Source organism: Corynebacterium pacaense, assembly GCF_900169525.1.
In the GTDB taxonomy this organism is placed as follows: Bacteria; Actinomycetota; Actinomycetes; order Mycobacteriales; family Mycobacteriaceae; genus Corynebacterium; species Corynebacterium pacaense.
The window spans coordinates 200,251-217,704 of record NZ_LT821240.1 but is presented as its reverse complement, the minus strand read 5'-3'; the positions used below and the strand labels follow the sequence as shown (position 1 = coordinate 217,704).

Genomic DNA, 17,454 nt, shown 5'->3' with positions numbered 1-17,454 from the left:
ACTCCTCCTTGGAAGTCTCTGAGGGCGGGCTACTCCGGGCACCGGCGGCGCCGAGCATTAACAGGCCGGGACCAAAACAACTAGACTGAGCGGTATGGTTTCAATTCTTCTCGTTCAACCCCGCCAGGGCGAAGCAGCCCGGGCCGCCGAGTATCGCGATTTCCTGCAGTCCACCGGCCTCCGGCCGGAGGAACTGAGCAGCCGAATGCTCGACTCGACCGACACCTTCATCGGGAGCCTCGAGGGTTTCGACGGCGTCATCGTCGGTGGCAGCCCGCTGAATGTAACCAATGCCGACTATGATCCGTGGCAGCGGCACGTCCATTCGGAGCTGGACCGCCTCGCCCGTCATCACCTGCCCACGTTGTTCATCTGCTTCGGCAACACTCTCCTGGCGCATCTCGACGGCGGCGAGATCGGTCGCACCCACCCCGAGGCCTCGGGACCGACCTCCGTGGTGCTCACGGAGGAGGGGCGCCGCGATGTGCTCACCCGCGACCTCCCGGACCGGTTCACCTCATTCACCGGGCACACCGAAAATGTGATCTCGGCGGCGCCCTCGCACCGCGTCCTCGCCTCGGGACCGAACTGCCCCGTGCAGATGGTCCGTGCCAGCGCCTCGACCTGGGCGGTGCAGTTCCACGCGGACATGGACGCGACGGCGATGAAGAACCGGATGGACTTCTACTTCAACTACGGCTACTTCTCTCCTGAGGACTACGAATCCATCATCGCGGGCCTCCCGAGCGTGGACTCGGTGTACGCGAACCGGATCCTGCGCAATTTCGTGGAGGTCTGTGAGGGAAGGAGGAGCGCCGACGGCGCGGAACACAGCCTATCGGCAATCACTCCCTGACCACTCCGGGGCCGACAGAAGGACTACTACAGGTCCGCGACCCGTCCGGAGCCGTCCACGATGGGCAGCCTCCGGTTCTCCGGCCATTGCGGTCGGTTCACAAACTCCGTGATCACCTGCGCCACGAGTTCCCTGGAGGAGGTGCGTCCCACGGAGGCCTCCGGGGAATCCGGAACAACCTCGACTCCCGACGCCGGCTCCTCGGTGAGGGCACCGGGCGCGAGAATGAGATAGTCCAGGTCGGAGGCCGCAAGATGCAGATCCGCCGCCTTCTTCGCCTCCGCGTAGGGGTAGAAGGAATTGTCGGGATCGACCCGGAGAGAGGTGGAGGCGAGGAAACTGACCATGATATAACGGGGCGCCTCGGCGCCGAGGGACACCGCGGCGTCGATTGAGGAGATCGCGGCGTCTCGGTCCACGGCGTAGGTGGCTGCGGGTCCGCTCCTGCCACCGTTGCCTGCAGACCAGATCACCACGTCCTGGCCGCTGAGGATCTCAGCCCACTGCTGCGTGCTGAGGGTGGTGACGTCCGCGAGGACGGGGGTGGCGCCCAGCGCCACTATGTCGGACTGCTGTGCCGGATTGCGGAACAGTGAGGTGACGGCGACGCCGGCGTCGACAAGCTTCCTGGTGGCCAGCAGCGCAACTTTGCCGTGGCCACCGATGATGAGTGCTCTTCTGGTTTGGGTCATGGCACCCACCATAGGCAAAAATCTACTTTCGACCGAAAAGCCAGTAGCTTGCGGGGCCGAAACCGTTGATGAGGCTGACCGCGGCCCACAGCGCCTTCGGTCCCCTGACCCTTCCCGACGGCCGGCGCGCGAGCGAGAACCACATTGCGATCTTTGCACTGATATCAACCAGCGCCACGGCGATCAGGGGAAACCGCAGTTCCGTGGGTAGATCCAACCAGTCGGCGCGAAACGAGGCGCCCGACTTCTTCAAAGAACCTGTATGAGTTGACATGGTCCCCATCATAGGACGCGGTGCGGTTCTGCGCGGGCCGCACCGGTCCGCACCGGTCCGCCGCCAGTGGGGCAGGTGGACACGCCCCAATCCTTCCCACACCCTCTTCCCCCCGGTCCGCACAGCAACAAATGCCATTGTCTCTTCACGGAACCCACACCTGCTGAAGCAACGTAACGCAGCGCAATCGGTTCCTCCCCTTCCTCGCTCTCTGCGGCCGCGGCTGCAAGCGGGAACGGACCTCGCAGGCGCCGCGACGGGCACCCTGTTGCCGTGCCGTCCCTCACCCAGGGCAGGCTGACCACCGTGCGGGAGGAGGAGACGGGATCAGCATTGGCTGTAAGGTTAATACCCATGTTTGCAATCATGACCGTCACCGGCAAGGACCACACCGGAATTATCGCTGCGGTGTCCACCGCACTGGCCAATGTGGGCGTGAATATCCACAACGTCTCCCAGACCATCATGGACGAATGGTTCACCATGATCCTCCATGTCGGATTCAACGAGGATGAGCTCGACATCGCCACCATCCAGAACGAGATGGTCCCGGTGGAACGGGATCAGGACCTGGTAATCCGTATCCAGTCGGAGGCACTGTTCTCTGCGGTCAACGAGATATAGGGCACATTGTGGACCACTCATCGAGTTTCAATCCGAACGACCGTACCACCCGCGGGATCCTCGACACCATCGAGATGATTGAGAAGTACCGACTGGATATCCGGACGGTCACCATGGGTATCAGCCTGCTGTCCTGCGCACGCGGGACCACAGGGGACACGGCGAAGGCGGTGTATGACCGGGTGACCACCCAGGCCGCGCGCCTCGTCGAGGTGTGCGAGGGCATCGAGCGCGAGCTCGGTATCCCCATCGTGAACAAGCGCATCTCGGTTACACCGATCGCGCTGATCACCGCAGCGGGCGAGGGCGATCCGGTGGAAGTCGCCCGCGCCCTCGACCGGGCCGCGAAGGAGGTGGGCGTCAACTTCATCGGAGGGTACTCGGCACTTGTGGAGAAGGGCGGAACCACGTCCGACATCACTCTCATCCGTTCCATCCCCGAGGCATTGAGCACCACGGACGTCGTGTGCGCGTCCGTCAACGTCGCCTCCTCCCGCGCGGGAATCAACATGGATGCCGTCAACGAGATGGGCAAGGTGGTCAAGCAGGCCGCCGAGCTGACCCGCGACCGTTCCGCCATCGCCTGCGCCAAGCTGGTTGTCTTCGCCAACTCCGTCGGAGACAATCCCTTCATGGCCGGAGCCTTCCACGGGGTCGAAGAGCGGGATTGTGTGGTCAGCGTCGGGGTGTCCGGGCCCGGTGTGGTCAGCCGTGCACTCGAGAACCTGCAGGATGCCAGCCTCAATGAGGTGGCCGAGGAGATCAAGAAGGCTGCGTTCAAGATCACCCGCACCGGCCAGCTCGTCGGCGCGATGGCCTCACAGCGCCTCGGGGTGCCCTTCGGCATCGTGGATCTCTCGCTCGCACCGACCGCGGAGGTCGGTGATTCGGTGGCGAACATCCTGGAGAACATGGGCCTGGGTCAGGTGGGCACGCACGGGACCACCGCGGCGCTCGCGCTGCTCAATGACGCAGTGAAAAAGGGCGGCATGATGGCGTGCTCACGCGTCGGTGGCCTGTCCGGCTCCTTCATCCCGGTCTCCGAGGACAAGGGGATGATCGACGCGGTCCGTGCGGGTTCGATCTCCATAGACAAGCTCGAGGCCATGACAGCCATCTGTTCGGTGGGCCTGGACATGATCGCCATTCCCGGGGACACCCCCGCCGAGATCATCTCCGGGATGATCGCCGATGAGGCGGCCATCGGAGTGATGAACCACAAGACCACCGCGGTCCGCGTCATTCCGGTTCCCGGGACGAAGCCCGGCGATGAGGTCGACTTCGGGGGGCTCCTCGGCTATGCGCCGGTGATACCGGTGAATACGGTGTCCAATCATGATTTCGTGCACCGCGGCGGCTTCATCCCGGCGCCCGTTCACGGATTCCGGAACTAGATCCGGACCCCGCACGCAACCCGGAAAACGCCTAGCCTGGTGGAGGAATTCACCACACCAGGAAGGGCATCGCACGTGTCGATACAGTCCGAGCCAACAGAAGGAACCGGCCCGTTCCCCGCGTGGGCGACCTCCGCTGAGGGCACCCTGTCGCGGATGGGCACCGAGGACACCGGGTTGAGCGGGACCGCCGCCGCGGCGCTGCTGAAGAGCAATGGACCAAACGAGCTCCGGCGGGCGGAACCGGAATCGGCGCTGTCACGGCTGCTGCGGCAACTGCGCGACCCGATGATCTACGTCCTCATCGGAGCGGCGGTGCTCACCGCTTTGTTGCGCCACTGGGTGGACACCGCGGTGATCGCGGCGGTGGTGATCATCAACATGCTCGTCGGTTTCATCCAGGAGGGCAAGGCCGCGGACGCACTCGCATCCATCAGGTCCATGCTCTCACCCGAGGCAACGGTCCTCCGCGACGCCACCTGGCGCACAATCGACGCAGGCGAACTGGTCACCGGGGACATCGTCACCCTTGCCGCGGGCGACAGGGTGCCCGCCGATCTGCGCCTGCTCACCGCCACCAACCTCCATATCGAGGAGGCGGCACTGACCGGCGAGTCAGAGCCTGTGTCCAAGGACACCGATCCGGTCGATGCGGGTTCCGGGCTCGGTGATCGGACCTGCATGGCGTTCTCCGGCACCACCGTGGTCCGTGGCTCGGGCACCGGGGTGGTCACCGCCACCGGGTCGGGCACCGCCATCGGGGCAATCACCACGATGCTCGATGAGGTGGACCGGGTGGACACCCCCCTCACCCGGTCGATGACGAAATTCTCCTCGACCATCGCCGTGGTGTGTGTTGTGCTCGCGGTGGTCATGATGGCCACCTCCGCGCTGCTGCACGGGATGGACTTCGGCGACCTCATCATCGCCGGCATCGGTTTCGCGGTTGCCGCGATCCCCGAGGGGCTGCCCGCCGTCATCGCGATCACGCTGGCGCTCGGCGTGCAGAAGATGGCGCGTCGAAACGCGATCACCCGCAGGCTCAACTCGGTGGAGACCCTGGGCTCGGTAACCACCATCTGCACCGACAAGACGGGAACACTCACCCGCAATGAAATGACCGTGCGCGAGGTGCTGACCGCGAAGCGGCATGTCACGGTGACCGGTTCGGGATACTCCCCCGAGGGGGAGATCCTCGACGCGGAGACGGGGCTGAAGGCGGAGCCCGACGCCGACCTGAACGCCCTGGCGCTGGTGGCGGCGACGGTCAACGACGCGGGCGTCGACAAGCGTGATGGTGAGTGGGTGCTCACCGGGGAGCCCACTGACGGCGGCATCCGCGTGTTCGCCATGAAGGCGGGTGTCGCACCCGCTGAGCGGCTCTCGGAGGTGCCCTTCGATTCGGAGTACAAGTACATGGCCACGCTGCAGGACGTCGACGGCCGGCGCACCATCCTCGTCAAGGGCGCGCCGGACCGTCTGCTGGCACGCTGCGGCAACGTGGACCGGGCGCTGTGGAATGAGCGTATCGACGCCCTCGGCTCGCGCGGACTGCGCGTCCTTGCGGCCGCGAGGAGGCAGGTGGGCCGAGAGGTCACCACCATCACCACCGATGACATCGACGCCGGGGGATTCGAGTTTCTCGGCATCTACGGCATCCAGGACCCGCCACGGAAGGAGGCGATCCGGGCAGTGAAGGTGGTGCAGGAGGCCGGGATCCGCGTCCGCATGATCACCGGCGATCATGCATCCACCGCGCGGGCGATCGCCCGCGAGGTCGGCATATCCGGCGATTCGGTGGCGACGGGGGCCGAGATCGAACACTGTTCGGAGGAGGAGCTGCGGGATCTGGTTGCCCGGACCGACGTGTTCGTGCGCACCAGCCCGGAGCACAAGCTCCGCATCGTCCGCGCGCTTCAGGAGAACGGCGAGGTCGTCTCCATGACCGGCGACGGAGTCAATGACGCACCGTCGCTGAAACAGGCCGATGTCGGCGTCGCCATGGGTATCAAGGGCACCGAAGCCTCGAGGGACGCCGCGGACATCGTGCTCGCCGATGACAACTTCGCCACCATCGCGGTCGCCGTCGAGATGGGCAGGACCATCTTCGACAACCTCCGCAAGGCGATCGTGTTCATGCTGCCCACCAACGGCGCCCAGGGGCTGGTGATCTTCGTGGCACTGATCCTCGGCCTCCAGCTGCCGATCACACCGCTCCAGGTGCTGTGGATCAACCTCATCACCGCGGTGACGCTGTCCCTGGCGCTGTCCTTCGAACCCGCGGAACCCGGCATCATGAAACGCCCGCCCCGGGATGCCTCTGTCGGCCTGTTGGACAGGGTTTCTGCGATCAGGATCACGTACGTCTCACTCTTCCTCGGCGCCTCGGCTTTCTTCGCCATGCAGCTGGCACTGCGCACGGGGGCATCGCTGGAGGTCGCGCGCACGATCGCGGTGCACAATCTCGCGATCGGCCAGGTGTTCTACCTCCTTTCGTCGCGGTTCACCCACGTCAGCGCACTCCGGAGGGAACTGTTCAGTGCGAATCCCGTCTCCTGGCTGTGTATGGCCGCGATGGTGATCCTCCAGCTGATCTTCGGCTACTTCCCGCCCATGCAGTTCGCCTTCGGAACAGCATCCGTGCCTTTCAGTTCCTAGCTCCTGCCGCTGGGCACCGGAGTGCTGATCTTCACCCTCGTTGAGGTGGAGAAGTGGATCAGGCGGATCGCCGCATCCCGCGCAGGTAACGTCGCGTAATCCACAACTGCACGCCCCTGGCCAGCGGTGCGCCCAGACGTGCCCAGAACCGGGCCGGACGGGAGAAGGCGACACACCTGCCGGTGACGGTGGCATCACCGTGCATCTCGATGATGAACGCCTCCTCCCCCGACTCCACATGTCCCGGCAGGGTCCCGTACACCAGTACGGTGCGGGTCGGTGTGGTGACACGGTCCAGGATCAGACACGGTGACACCGTCGGACCGAACCGGAGGGACACGGTGTCCGCTCCGGTCTCCGTGACATGCACGCCGGCGAACCGATGGGCCTCCCAACCCAGCAGCCTGCGGGTGGCCTCCCTGAAACACTCCGGGCCGGATCCCATGGCGAGGCTCTCATCCGTGATCGTCCACGTCCCGAGTCCGAGGGAATCCCGACCCTCTCCACCGCTCAGGCGCAGTGCTGCGCCACGCAGGTGCACCGGATACGTCAGCTCATCCGCTTCCACCACCGTCTCCTACCCTGTCCACCGCCGGAAATGAACACGGGGGCTACCGACGCGCCACCCGGGTTGGCTTGGTTCCAGCTGCCGGCAACCATCCTATTGCACGGACCCCGGTGCCCCGCCGCGTGCAGCGCCCCGGCGCTCCCGAGGGGACCCGACCATGAAACGCATCCTGCTCACCATATCCGCGGTGGCGATCTCGGCGGGACTTACCGCATGCTGCGCGGACTACCTTCCGGGACCGCCTCCAACGACCGCCACCAGCATCACCTCCCCGACCTCGTCCCGCCCGGCACCGACCACTCACGCGCATGCAACCAGCGAAACCCCCGCCCTCACGGAGGACCCCGCTCCCCTGCCCACCCGGGAGCAAGCGACGCCGGATTCAATCTGGACATCAACGGGAGCCGGGAACCGGTGCCCAGGCACCGACGCGTTCGTGAGCGATCCCGCCCATCGCACTTGGGACAACCTCGGGGCCGAGCCGGCTTACGACCTCAGTGACATCCCGGTGGCAGAAGGTGGCACCTGTCCCGCCGCGGTCTGCGGGTACGGGACCGACTCTCTGGGAAACCCCAATCCGTCCACGGGCGAGCGGCAGACACGGCACGCCTGCGGGCAGGGCTGCATCACAGATGCCGCGCTGTGCGCGGTGGAACAGAAGATCAACGGATGGGCGCCGTAGCCCGGCGTCGTGCCTCGGACCCAACCGCTACGCCAGTTCGACGATCTCCATGTACTCGTCGTTCCAGAGATCCTCGGTTCCATCGGGCAGCACGATGACGCGTTCCGGTTCGAGTGCCTTGACGGCGCCGGGATCGTGGGTGACCAGGACGACGGCACCGGTGTAGGTGCGCAGCGCGCCGAGGACCTGTTCACGGGAGATCGGGTCGAGGTTGTTGGTGGGTTCGTCGAGGAGCAGCACGTTCGCGCGGGAGGAGACGAGGGTGGCAAGTGCCAGACGGGTCTTCTCACCACCGGAAAGCGTGCCGGCGGGCTGGTCGAGCTGTTCACCGGAGAACATGAAGGATCCGAGGAGTCCGCGCAGGTCCTGTTCATCGGCGTCGCGGCAGGCCTCGATGGTGTTCTGCCACACTGACTTGTCCGGGTCGATGGTGTCATGTTCCTGGGCGAAGTAGCCGATCTTCAGGCCGTGGCCGGTGACGATGCCGCCCTCGCCATCGGTGCGTTCAACTCCGGCGAGCAGCTTGAGCAGCGTGGTCTTGCCCGCACCGTTGTAACCGAGAACGACCACGCGCGAACCCTTGTCGATGGCCAGGTCCACACCGGCGAACACCTCCAGCGAGCCGTACATCTTGGTCAGTCCCGTGGCATTCATCGGGGTCTTGCCACAGGGGGCGGGCTCCGGGAAGGAGATGTGTGCGACGCGGTCGGCCACGCGCACCTCATCGAGGCTGCCCATCATCTTCTCCGCACGGGCGATCATCTGCTTCGCTGCGGCCGCCTTCGTCGCCTTGGCACCGAGTCGGGCCGCCTGGTCGCGCAGCGCACCGGCCTTCTTCTCCGCGTTGGCGCGCTCGCGGCGGCGCCGTGCCTCGTCGGTGGCACGGGCGTCCTTGTACTTGGAAAAGCCCATGTTGTACACGTCCGCCTCGCCGCGGACCGCGTCGAGGTACCAGATCTTGTTGCACACGGCGTCGAGAAGCTCGACGTCGTGGGAGATCATGATCAGCCCGCCCTCGTGCTTGGACAGGAATCCGCGGAGCCAGTGGATGGAGTCGGCGTCGAGGTGGTTGGTCGGTTCGTCGAGAAGCAGCGTCGTTTTGGACTTGCCCGAGCCGTTGGTGGCGGCGAAGAGGATCTGCGCCAGTTCGACTCGGCGGCGCTGTCCGCCGGAAAGCGTCTTGAGCGGCTGGTCGAGGATGCGTGCCTCCAGCCCGAGGTTGTCGCAGATCTGGGCGGCCTCGGAATCAGCCTCGTAGCCGCCGAGCGAGGAGTACTGCTCCTCCAGACGCGAGTATTTCCGAATCGCGGCGTCGCGCTTGCGGTCGTCGCCGGTGGCCTCCATGATCTCCTGCTGCCGATCCATGGAGGAGCGCAGCTGGTCGAGCCCGCGGGCGGAAAGGACGCGGTCGCGCGCCGTCTGCTCAATGTTGCCCTCACGCGAATCCTGGGGCAGGTACCCGATGTCGCCGGAGGTGGTCACGGACCCGCCGTAGGGCTGAGTCTCCCCCGAGAGGATTCTCATGGTCGTTGTCTTACCTGCACCGTTTCGACCCACCAGTCCAATGCGGTCTCCGGGCTGCACACGCAGATGCTGGCCCGGGGCGTTGAGCAGGGTTCGTGCGCCGACGCGCACCTCTAGGTCGTTGGTGACAATCACAACGGCTCAGTGTATCAACTCCTCCGCCACGATCAATTCCCGACGCCATCCGTCGACAGTGCTTAGGGTGGTAAGGCATGAGCGCCAGGAGAATTCCGCAGGGCCAGGGAGATTCGACCACGGGATCGGAGTCGGGGACGGACTACCGCGTCTCCTACACACTCAACCAATATCAGCGGGGCAGCATGGTCCTGCGGTTCGCCCGGCCACCGGCGCACCGGGAACTGCTGGAGGAGCTGGGAAAGTACGGGATCGCACCTGCATCGGTGACGGATCTCTCGGCTGCTCCCGTACCGGACCCCCGGCAGCGCAACGCCACCGTCCATGGTGAGGTGCTCAACTACGGCCGGGAGCAGAGCCCGGCTAAACCCCGGGCACGCCGAGGGTACATCGGGCCGGTCCTCGGCCTCGCACTCCTCGCCTTCATCGTCACCGCCGCCACGGACGACCAGTCCTTCGAACGTGGCCGGGTCCTGGGCAGTGTGATCACCTCCGGGGCCGATTTCGGCGAACGTGTCGAATTCTGCGTCAACGCATTGTCCGACATCGCCGACGGGTCGCCCGGGCCCTTCGAGGACCGTCCCTCCGACTTCGCGCTGCACCCGGCGAACGCCGCCTTCCTGACCGGCTGCCTGCTCTGACGATGCTTTACGACGCCACCGTCATCGGACTCGGCCCCTCCGGCACCGTGGCCGCACACCGCGCGGCCGCCCGCGGACTCCGGGTTCTCGGCATCGACCCCGCGGGGCCGAACGCGCCGGGCACCATCGGGGTGTGGGCGGATCAGATTCCGGGCTGGTTCCCGGACGCCGGAATCGCCGCCGAGTTCCGCCCCTGGGTCATCGCGGACGGGGTACGCCGGCGCCTGCGGTCGCGGTACGTGGTGCTCGCGCCGAAGTGGGAGAAGCGGCTCGGTGGTTTCCCGGTCCTCCGCGGCTCCGCCCCGCTCTCGAAGCGGCTGCCGGCGGCACACACCTTCATCAGTGTTCCGGAGTCAACTCTGTCGGCCAGGCAGCTCGCCCACGGATTCATCATCACCACCGACCGGGAGCCGGACGCGGTGCTGATGGACTTCTCCCCCGTCCCTGGCTTCGGTGACGCCCCGTCGACCTTCAGCTACCGCATCCCGCTCGGCGGGGGGCACTGGCTCATCGAGGAAACGATCCTGGCGACCACGGATCCTCCGGATGAGCTATTGCCGCTGCTGGAGAGAAAATGCCTGGCACGAATGGCCATGCTGGGAATCACAGGGAGGATAGCGGGTACGGAGATAGTGGACTTTCCGCTGGGTCCCGGTGTAGTCCCCCGCGATCGCAGGGGCGGCCGCGTCCATATCGGCGGCGCCGCGGGATGGATGCACCCAGCGACCGGTTACAGCGTCGGCGAGGTGCTGGCGGCCACCGATGGAATGCTCGACCGCGTGCTCGCCGGGCGTCGCCCGCGGCCCGCGGCGTGGCATCTCAACCACTTCCTGCAGCGTCGCGGCCTCGCGGTGCTGCTCAGGCTGTCACCCGCCCAGACACGGCGCTTCTTCTCCGTCGTCCTCGCTCTCGGGGAGGATGATCTCAGAGCCTATCTGACCGGCTCGGACCCCGTCCGAACGGCAGGGGTGATGCTGCGCATCTTCCTGCGGGTGGCAAAAAAGGCCCCGGGAACCGCGCTTGCGGTGCTCAGGGCCTTTCCCCGGGCTATTGCCTGGGGTGCGCGGGACTAGACCGCGAAGCCCAGTGCCTGCAGCTGTTCGCGGCCCTCCTCGGTGATCATGTGCGGACCCCACGGGGGCATCCACACCCAGTTCAGGGAGAGCTTCTCCGCGACGCCGTTGCCCACGACCGCGGCCTGCGCCTGATCTTCGATCACGTCGGTCAGCGGGCAGGCCGGCGAGGTCAGCGTCATGTCGATGTGCGCCTCGGTGCCGTCGATCATGTAGATGTCGTAGACCAGTCCGAGGTCCACGACGTTGATGCCCAGCTCGGGGTCGATGACATCGCGCATGTACTCCTCGACATCGCTCGCCTTTGCCAGGTCCGCCTCCGACTGCTCGGGACGTTCAATCCCCGGGGCCTCGAAGGTGCTTTCGGAATTCGGGTTGGTCATTTCTCCTCCAGTGCCTGTGCTGTCGCTGCTTGGAATGCCTTCCACCCCAGCAGCGCGCATTTGACGCGTGCCGGGTACTTGGCCACACCGGAAAAGGCGACGCCGTCTCCGATGATGTCTTCGTCGCCCTCGTCCCGGCCACGGGACACGATCATCTTCTCGAACTCCCTGAGCTTGCTCATGGCCTCCTCGACCGGACGCCCGACGATCTCCTCGGCCATCACCGAGGTCGATGCCTGACTGATCGAGCAGCCGATGGCGTCATAGGAGACATCCTGAACCACCGTGCCGTCATCGGAGAGCCTGACCCGGAGAGTGAGTTCATCCCCGCAGGAGGGATTGACGTGGTGAACCTCGGTATCGAAGGGTTCCCTCAACCCCTTGTGCTGCGGGTTCTTGTAGTGGTCCAGGATCACCTCCTGGTACATCTGATCAAGTCTCATTGTTCAACTCCAAAAAACTTCTGCGCCTGTTTGATTCCCTCGATCAGGCTGTCGACCTCTGCGAAGGTGTTGTAGAGGTAGAAGGATGCGCGTGCCGTCGATTGTACGTTCATGCACCGGTGCACGGGCCACGCGCAGTGGTGACCGACGCGGACGCACACACCCTGGTCATCGAGAACCTGGCCCAGATCATGCGGGTGGATGCCATCGACGTGGAAGCTCACCGCTCCCCCGCGGTGTTCCGCCGTGGCCGGCCCCACCAGGTGCAGGCCCCTGATCTCCCGGATTCGTTCGAGTGCGTAGGCGGTCAGGGCGTGTTCATGGGCGGCAATGGCGTCCATGCCGATCTCACTGAGCAGATCCACCGCGGCACCGAGTCCGACGACCTGGCTGGTCATCTGGGTGCCCGCCTCGAATCGCTGGGGCGCCGGCGCGTAGGTCGAGCCCTCCATGGTCACAACCTCGATCATGGAACCGCCGGTGAGGAACGGGGGCAGTTCATCGAGAAGAGGACTGCGGCCGTACACGACGCCGACCCCGGAGGGGCCGAGCATCTTGTGCCCGGAGAACGCGGCGAAATCCACATCCAGCGCATGGAAATCCACCGGCATATGGGGCACGGACTGGCAGGCGTCGAGGACCGTGAGTGCCCCGACAGCCTTTGCACGGGCCACGATCTCGGGGACATCGGCGACCGCACCGGTCACATTGGATTGATGGGTGAAGGCTACAACCTTGACCGTCTCATCGAGTTCGAGTGAGTCAAGATCGATCCGCCCGTCCGCGGTGACCTTGTACCACTTCAGCGTCGCACCGGTGCGGCGGCACAGCTCCTGCCATGGAACCAGGTTCGCGTGGTGCTCGAGCTCGGTGACCACTACGGTGTCGCCAACCTGCACTCGGTAGGGCCCGGAACGGTCATCGCCGAGGACGTAGGCGACGAGGTTGAGCGCCTCCGTCGCATTCTTGGTGAAGGCGATCTCCTCGTGCCCGGCGCCGACGAAGGAGGCGATCTTGTCCCGCGCACCCTCGTAGGCGTCCGTGGCCTCCTCGGCGAGTTGATAGGCGCCGCGGTGCACGGGGGCGTTGGTGTGGAGGACGAACCTCTCCTCCGCGCGCCAGACCCGTTCCGGCCGCTGCGAGGTCGCGCCGGAATCCAGATAGGTCAGCGGCGCACCGTCCCTGACCGTACGCGAAAGGATGGGAAACTCGGCCCGCACCCGGTCCACGTCGAGGCTGCCGTCGGCATTGAGGAATTTGGACATGTTACTTGATGAACTGGTCGTAGCCGTCAGCCTCGAGCTTGTCGGCGAGCTCGGGTCCGCCCGTGGTCACGATGTGGCCGTTTGCGAACACGTGGATGAAGTCGGGCGTGACGTAGTTGAGGATGCGCTTGTAGTGCGTGATCAGGATGATTCCGCCGTCGGTCTCCTGCTCATAGGCGTTGATTCCCTCGGAGACGATGCGCAGGGCGTCGACGTCGAGTCCGGAGTCGGTCTCATCCATCACGGCGAACTTCGGCTTGAGCAGGTCGAGCTGGAGCACCTCGTGGCGCTTCTTCTCGCCGCCGGAGAACCCCTCATTGACGGAGCGGTTGGAGAACTCCGGGTCGATGGAGAGCCGCTCCTGGGCCGAGCGGACCTCCTTGACCCATTCGCGCAGCTTCGGTGCCTCGCCGCGGGTGGCCGTCGCTGCGGAACGCAGGAAGTTGGCCATGGAGACGCCGGGGATCTCGGTGGGGTACTGCATGGCGAGGAAGAGTCCGGCGCGGGCGCGCTCGTCGACCTCCATGTCGAGGATGTTCTCGCCGTCGAGAAGCACCTCGCCCTCGGTGACCTCGTAGCGGGGGTGACCGCCGAGGGTGTAGGCAAGGGTGGACTTGCCGGAACCGTTGGGGCCCATTATGGCGTGAATCTCACCGGAGTTGACGGTCAGGTTCACACCCTTGAGGATGGGCTTGGGCTCGGCGGACGCGTCGGAGGGCAGGACCTGGGCGTGCAGGTTACGGATTTCAAGAGTGCTCATGTAGACAAACTTTCGGGGTTATGCGGATCTGTACTGGAGAAGCTGCTGTTACATTCCGAGCGCGTTGAGCTCGGATCCGACGCGGTTTTCGAGTTCCTCACGGATCGACCGGACCGGTACCTTGTTGATGACCTCGTTGAAGAAGCCACGGACGATCAGCCTGCGGGCCTCGTCCGCGGGGATGCCGCGGGCCTGGAGGTAGAACACGTGCTCGTCGTCGAATCGGCCGACGGTGGCCGCGTGACCTGCACCGACAATCTGCCCCGTCTCGATCTCGAGGTTGGGGATGGCATCGGCGCGGGCACCCTCGGTGAGTACCAGTGACCGGTTCGCCTCATAGGTGTCGGTGCCGTGGGCATTGGCACGGATCAGCACGTCGCCGACCCAGCAGGTTCGGGCCTCCGGCTTGTCTGAGGTCTTGTCCGCCTGCAGCGCACCCTTGTAGAGGACGTTCGAGCGGCAGTTCGGCACCGCGTGGTCGACGAGGAGACGCTGTTCGAAGTACTGGCCGTCATCGGCGAAATAGACGCCGAGCATCTCGGCGTCGCCGCCCTGTCCGGTGAAGATGACACGGGGAACGATCCTGACGACGCTGCCACCGAAGGTGGCGATGGTGTGGCGCAGGGTGGCGTCCCGACCGATCCGGGCAAGCTGGTTGCTCAGGTGCACGGCGTCCTCGGACCAGTGCGTATCGACGATCACCGTCAGGCGCGCGTTGTCACCGACGAGGAACTCGACGTTGTCCGCGTGGGTGCCGGAACCGAGGTAACGCAGGGTGACGATGGCATCAGCGCCCTCCTCCACCTCGACAGAGATCGCACCGAAGGAGGTCAGGCCCTCGCCCCTGCCGTTGACCGTGATGGTCACGGGCGAAGGGTTGTGGGTGTTGCGGGCGAAAGTGACGATGTCACCCTGCTCCATGGAGGTCCACGCCTGTGCGGCGACGCGGTCGACCGGTGCACCCGCCCGACCGAGGCGCGGATCGTCGCGACCGACGACCTCGTGGGAGGCCCCCTCCGCGTCGGCGGGGATCTCCACCGTCACGTCCGGGGTGGTGGCGGGAGCGAACTCACCGTTGTGCAGACCCCTGAGGCGGCGCAGCGAAATGAAACGCCACACCTCGTCGCGGCCCCGTGGGATATCAAAATCCTCGACGTTGTACGAGGTGAACACATCACCCTTGGTGTTGTGCGGGGTTGCATTCTTTACAACAGTTGCTTCAGTCATTGGGCTTAGCCCACCGATCCTTCCATCTGCAGTTCGATCAGTCGGTTGAGCTCCAGGGCGTACTCCATCGGCAGCTCCTTGGCGATCGGCTCAACGAATCCACGGACGATCATCGCCATCGCCTCCTCCTCGGCCAGTCCCCTGCTCATGAGGTAGAACAGCTGCTCCTCGGAGACCTGGGACACGGTGGCCTCGTGGCCGAGCGAGACGTGGTCGTTGCGGATGTCGTTGTAGGGATAGGTGTCCGAGCGGGAGATATCATCAACCAACAACGCGTCGCACTCCACGTTCGAGGTGGAATGGTGGGCGTTGGCATTGATCTGTACCAGGCCGCGGTATGCGGCGCGTCCGCCACCGCGGGCGACGGACTTGGAGACGATGTTCGAGGAGGTGTACGGGGCCATGTGCGTCATCTTGGCACCGGTGTCCTGGAACTGACCCTCGCCGGCGAAGGCAACGGAGAGCACCTCGCCCTTGGCGTAGGGTCCCGTCATCCACACGGCCGGGTACTTCATGGTGACCTTTGAACCGATATTGCCGTCGACCCATTCCATGGTGCCGCCCTCTTCGACCTTGGTCCGCTTGGTCACGAGGTTGTAGACGTTGTTCGACCAGTTCTGAATGGTGGTGTACCGGCAGCGCCCACCCTTCTTCACGATAATCTCCACGACGGCGGAGTGTAGGGAGTCCGACTTGTAGATCGGAGCGGTGCAGCCTTCGACGTAGTGCACGTAGGCATCCTCGTCGACGATAATCAGGGTCCGCTCGAACTGGCCCATGTTCTCGGTGTTGATGCGGAAGTACGCCTGCAGCGGGATGTCCACGTGGACGCCCTTGGGCACGTAGATGAAGGATCCACCGGACCACACCGCGGAGTTCAGAGCGGAGAACTTGTTGTCACCTGCGGGGATGACGGTTCCAAAGTACTCCTTGAAGAGATCGTAGTGCTCCTTGAGTGCGGTATCGGTGTCCAGGAAGATGACACCTTTTTCCTCCAGGTCCTCGCGGATCTGGTGGTAGACTACCTCGGACTCGTACTGAGCCGCCACGCCCGCGACCAGGCGCTGCTTTTCAGCCTCCGGGATGCCGAGCTTGTCATAGGTGCTCTTGATGTCCTCCGGGAGATCCTCCCAGGACTGTGCCTGCTTCTCGGTGGAGCGGACGAAGTACTTGATGTTGTCGAAATCAATGCCCGAGAGGTCCGCGCCCCAGGTCGGGACCGGCTTCTTCTCAAAGATGGACAGTGCCTTGAGACGCTGCTGGAGCATCCATTCCGGCTCGTTCTTCTTGGCGGAGATATCGCGGACGACATCCTCGTTCAGTCCTCGCCGTGCGGAGGATCCCGCGTCATCGGAGTCGTGCCAGCCGTAGTTGTACGGTCCGATGGACTCGATGATCTGGTCATCGGTCAGGGGTTCGGAAACCCCTGGATTCGTCGTTGTCGAAGTCATGATCCGCTCCTTTCATCAGAAGTGTGGGTAATGGGTGTCAATGGAATATTGGTTGTGCAGATACCGTGGCCGTCCGCAATGGTGGCCAGTGGCTGGGTGTGTTGCCCCAACAGCTCGGATACGGCGTGGTGCTCCGCTTCGCAGAGCTCCGGGAATTCCGAAGCGACATTGGAAATGGGGCAGTGGTGCTGACATATCTGCAGTCCGGCACCGGCACCGTCGACTGTTGCTGCATAACCGTGTCTGCTGAAGGCCTCGGCCAGAGCCCGGGCTGTGTGCTCCACCGATTTCTCCGTGACATCCGCCGGGGTGATCCCCTCGACGATTGTCGCGATCCGCCTCCGCGCAAACTCCCTCACCGCACCTTCCCCACCGATTTCCCGGAGGGCGTCCAGTGCCGAAGTGGCGAGGGTATCGTATTCATGGCCGAAGAGTGAACGTCCCTTGTCGGTCAACCGGAAGGATTTCGCCGGCCGGCCCCGGGCTTTCTGCCCGCCGGGATTGTGGCGGGCTTTTGTGGCCTCCACAAGGTTCTCTTCGACCAGGTTGTCTAAGTGTCTTCGCACTCCTGCTGTGGAAAGTTGAAGCTGTTCCGCAATATCGGCCGTGGTGGAGGGGGCCCGTTCCAGCAGGATCAACATGATGTGGCGGCGCGTGTCGCCTTCGACGTTGCGCATCTCGGTACCGGATTCGGAAACGCTGCCCATCGATGTCACCTCCTGCTCCCACGATCGAATTCAACCTACGGTTTTTCACCTTCACTTTTAGACAACACAAGTGTTCCTTAATTCTATTCCCCTGTCC

Annotated in this window: 17 protein-coding genes and 1 pseudogene; 7 read left to right on the top strand and 11 right to left on the bottom strand. The window is 64.7% G+C overall.

The features are described 5' to 3' along the window. The first annotated feature begins 94 nt into the window (after window positions 1–94). Window positions 95–856, top strand: a complete 762-nt coding sequence (locus tag B7E02_RS08150; protein ID WP_080794876.1) for a glutamine amidotransferase — start codon at window positions 95–97, stop codon at window positions 854–856. A 26-nt stretch (window positions 857–882) separates the two neighbouring features. Here the strand turns inward: B7E02_RS08150 and B7E02_RS08145 are convergent, their stop codons facing one another. Together B7E02_RS08145 and B7E02_RS08140 are read right to left on the bottom strand one after the other, a co-directional pair. Beyond that, a complete protein-coding gene (locus B7E02_RS08145; protein ID WP_080794874.1) occupies window positions 883–1,548 on the bottom strand; it encodes an NAD(P)H-binding protein in 666 nt (221 codons plus the stop codon). 22 nt (window positions 1,549–1,570) lie between these two features. Next, window positions 1,571–1,822, bottom strand: coding sequence for a hypothetical protein (locus B7E02_RS08140; protein WP_179129697.1), 252 nt, complete (start codon window positions 1,820–1,822; stop codon window positions 1,571–1,573). A 354-nt stretch (window positions 1,823–2,176) separates the two neighbouring features. Between B7E02_RS08140 and B7E02_RS08135 the strand changes: the two genes are divergently transcribed. The 3 genes and pseudogenes from B7E02_RS08135 (at window position 2,177) to B7E02_RS08125 (ending at window position 6,597) form a co-directional block, all read left to right on the top strand. Continuing rightward, on the top strand, window positions 2,177–2,446 hold the full coding sequence (locus B7E02_RS08135) for an ACT domain-containing protein (RefSeq protein ID WP_080794871.1): 270 nt from the start codon (window positions 2,177–2,179) through the stop codon (window positions 2,444–2,446). A gap of 74 nt (window positions 2,447–2,520) precedes the next feature. Continuing rightward, window positions 2,521–3,840, top strand: a complete 1,320-nt coding sequence (locus B7E02_RS08130) for a PFL family protein (RefSeq protein WP_245802291.1) — start codon at window positions 2,521–2,523, stop codon at window positions 3,838–3,840. Window positions 3,841–3,996: 156 nt separating this feature from the next. Further along, window positions 3,997–6,597: pseudogene (locus B7E02_RS08125) on the top strand (HAD-IC family P-type ATPase). Here B7E02_RS08125 and B7E02_RS08120 read toward each other — a convergent pair. Beyond that, the gene (locus B7E02_RS08120; RefSeq protein WP_245802225.1) at window positions 6,557–7,066 is read right to left on the bottom strand and encodes a DUF1990 domain-containing protein; all 510 of its coding nucleotides are present in this window, start codon (window positions 7,064–7,066) and stop codon (window positions 6,557–6,559) included. The pseudogene B7E02_RS08125 and the gene B7E02_RS08120 sit on opposite strands and share 41 nt — an antisense overlap. Window positions 7,067–7,223: 157 nt before the next feature. On the opposite strand from B7E02_RS08120, the gene B7E02_RS08115 reads away from it, so the two are divergent. Continuing rightward, window positions 7,224–7,748, top strand: a complete 525-nt coding sequence (locus tag B7E02_RS08115; RefSeq protein WP_080794868.1) for a hypothetical protein — start codon at window positions 7,224–7,226, stop codon at window positions 7,746–7,748. Window positions 7,749–7,775: 27 nt separating this feature from the next. Here B7E02_RS08115 and B7E02_RS08110 read toward each other — a convergent pair whose 3' ends face one another. Further along, window positions 7,776–9,407, bottom strand: coding sequence for an ABC-F family ATP-binding cassette domain-containing protein (locus B7E02_RS08110; RefSeq protein ID WP_080794867.1), 1,632 nt, complete (start codon window positions 9,405–9,407; stop codon window positions 7,776–7,778). A gap of 77 nt (window positions 9,408–9,484) precedes the next feature. Here B7E02_RS08110 and B7E02_RS08105 point away from each other — a divergent pair, with 77 nt between their 5' ends. Both B7E02_RS08105 and B7E02_RS08100 read left to right on the top strand, forming a co-directional pair. After that, complete coding sequence (locus B7E02_RS08105; RefSeq protein WP_080794865.1) at window positions 9,485–10,048, top strand: hypothetical protein; 564 nt, start codon at window positions 9,485–9,487, stop codon at window positions 10,046–10,048. Between the two features lie 2 nt (window positions 10,049–10,050). Beyond that, window positions 10,051–11,121 carry a lycopene cyclase family protein gene (locus B7E02_RS08100; RefSeq protein WP_080794864.1) on the top strand — a complete coding sequence of 357 codons (1,071 nt, stop codon included), beginning with the start codon at window positions 10,051–10,053 and terminating at the stop codon, window positions 11,119–11,121. On the opposite strand, the gene B7E02_RS08095 is transcribed toward B7E02_RS08100, so the two are convergent. From B7E02_RS08095 to B7E02_RS08065, 7 genes are read right to left on the bottom strand one after another with little or no spacing between them, the layout of a single operon-like run. Continuing rightward, window positions 11,118–11,504: a metal-sulfur cluster assembly factor gene (locus tag B7E02_RS08095; protein ID WP_080794863.1), complete on the bottom strand. Its 387-nt coding sequence runs from the start codon at window positions 11,502–11,504 to the stop codon at window positions 11,118–11,120. The two genes, B7E02_RS08100 and B7E02_RS08095, sit on opposite strands and share 4 nt — an antisense overlap. Beyond that, complete coding sequence (gene sufU / locus B7E02_RS08090) at window positions 11,501–11,947, bottom strand: Fe-S cluster assembly sulfur transfer protein SufU (RefSeq protein WP_080794861.1); 447 nt, start codon at window positions 11,945–11,947, stop codon at window positions 11,501–11,503. Before sufU ends, B7E02_RS08095 begins: the two co-directional genes overlap by 4 nt. Continuing rightward, a complete protein-coding gene (locus B7E02_RS08085) occupies window positions 11,944–13,212 on the bottom strand; it encodes a cysteine desulfurase (protein WP_080794860.1) in 1,269 nt (422 codons plus the stop codon). The genes sufU and B7E02_RS08085 overlap by 4 nt, the downstream gene beginning before the upstream one ends. A gap of 1 nt (window position 13,213) precedes the next feature. Further along, a complete protein-coding gene (gene sufC / locus B7E02_RS08080; protein WP_080794859.1) occupies window positions 13,214–13,972 on the bottom strand; it encodes a Fe-S cluster assembly ATPase SufC in 759 nt (252 codons plus the stop codon). A 48-nt stretch (window positions 13,973–14,020) separates the two neighbouring features. Next, the gene (gene sufD, locus B7E02_RS08075; protein WP_080794858.1) at window positions 14,021–15,199 is read right to left on the bottom strand and encodes a Fe-S cluster assembly protein SufD; all 1,179 of its coding nucleotides are present in this window, start codon (window positions 15,197–15,199) and stop codon (window positions 14,021–14,023) included. A 5-nt stretch (window positions 15,200–15,204) separates the two neighbouring features. Next, a complete protein-coding gene (sufB, locus tag B7E02_RS08070) occupies window positions 15,205–16,650 on the bottom strand; it encodes a Fe-S cluster assembly protein SufB (protein WP_080794856.1) in 1,446 nt (481 codons plus the stop codon). Beyond that, window positions 16,647–17,357: a helix-turn-helix transcriptional regulator gene (locus tag B7E02_RS08065; RefSeq protein ID WP_080794855.1), complete on the bottom strand. Its 711-nt coding sequence runs from the start codon at window positions 17,355–17,357 to the stop codon at window positions 16,647–16,649. Before B7E02_RS08065 ends, sufB begins: the two co-directional genes overlap by 4 nt. Window positions 17,358–17,454: the final 97 nt, after the last annotated feature.

What these genes read in the sequence shown, in the direction of transcription:
- sufB (WP_080794856.1), bottom strand. Translation starts at nt 16,650, where the DNA reads ATGACTTCGACAACGACGAATCCAGGGGTTTCCGAACCCCTGACCGAT.
- B7E02_RS08065 (WP_080794855.1), bottom strand. Translation starts at nt 17,357, where the DNA reads ATGGGCAGCGTTTCCGAATCCGGTACCGAGATGCGCAACGTCGAAGGC.
- B7E02_RS08150 (WP_080794876.1), top strand. Translation starts at nt 95, where the DNA reads ATGGTTTCAATTCTTCTCGTTCAACCCCGCCAGGGCGAAGCAGCCCGG.
- sufD (WP_080794858.1), bottom strand. Translation starts at nt 15,199, where the DNA reads ATGACTGAAGCAACTGTTGTAAAGAATGCAACCCCGCACAACACCAAG.
- B7E02_RS08100 (WP_080794864.1), top strand. Translation starts at nt 10,051, where the DNA reads ATGCTTTACGACGCCACCGTCATCGGACTCGGCCCCTCCGGCACCGTG.
- B7E02_RS08095 (WP_080794863.1), bottom strand. Translation starts at nt 11,504, where the DNA reads ATGACCAACCCGAATTCCGAAAGCACCTTCGAGGCCCCGGGGATTGAA.
- B7E02_RS08115 (WP_080794868.1), top strand. Translation starts at nt 7,224, where the DNA reads ATGAAACGCATCCTGCTCACCATATCCGCGGTGGCGATCTCGGCGGGA.
- sufU (WP_080794861.1), bottom strand. Translation starts at nt 11,947, where the DNA reads ATGAGACTTGATCAGATGTACCAGGAGGTGATCCTGGACCACTACAAG.
- B7E02_RS08105 (WP_080794865.1), top strand. Translation starts at nt 9,485, where the DNA reads ATGAGCGCCAGGAGAATTCCGCAGGGCCAGGGAGATTCGACCACGGGA.
- B7E02_RS08145 (WP_080794874.1), bottom strand. Translation starts at nt 1,548, where the DNA reads ATGACCCAAACCAGAAGAGCACTCATCATCGGTGGCCACGGCAAAGTT.
- B7E02_RS08135 (WP_080794871.1), top strand. Translation starts at nt 2,177, where the DNA reads ATGTTTGCAATCATGACCGTCACCGGCAAGGACCACACCGGAATTATC.
- sufC (WP_080794859.1), bottom strand. Translation starts at nt 13,972, where the DNA reads ATGAGCACTCTTGAAATCCGTAACCTGCACGCCCAGGTCCTGCCCTCC.
- B7E02_RS08085 (WP_080794860.1), bottom strand. Translation starts at nt 13,212, where the DNA reads ATGTCCAAATTCCTCAATGCCGACGGCAGCCTCGACGTGGACCGGGTG.
- B7E02_RS08140 (WP_179129697.1), bottom strand. Translation starts at nt 1,822, where the DNA reads ATGTCAACTCATACAGGTTCTTTGAAGAAGTCGGGCGCCTCGTTTCGC.
- B7E02_RS08130 (WP_245802291.1), top strand. Translation starts at nt 2,521, where the DNA reads ATGATTGAGAAGTACCGACTGGATATCCGGACGGTCACCATGGGTATC.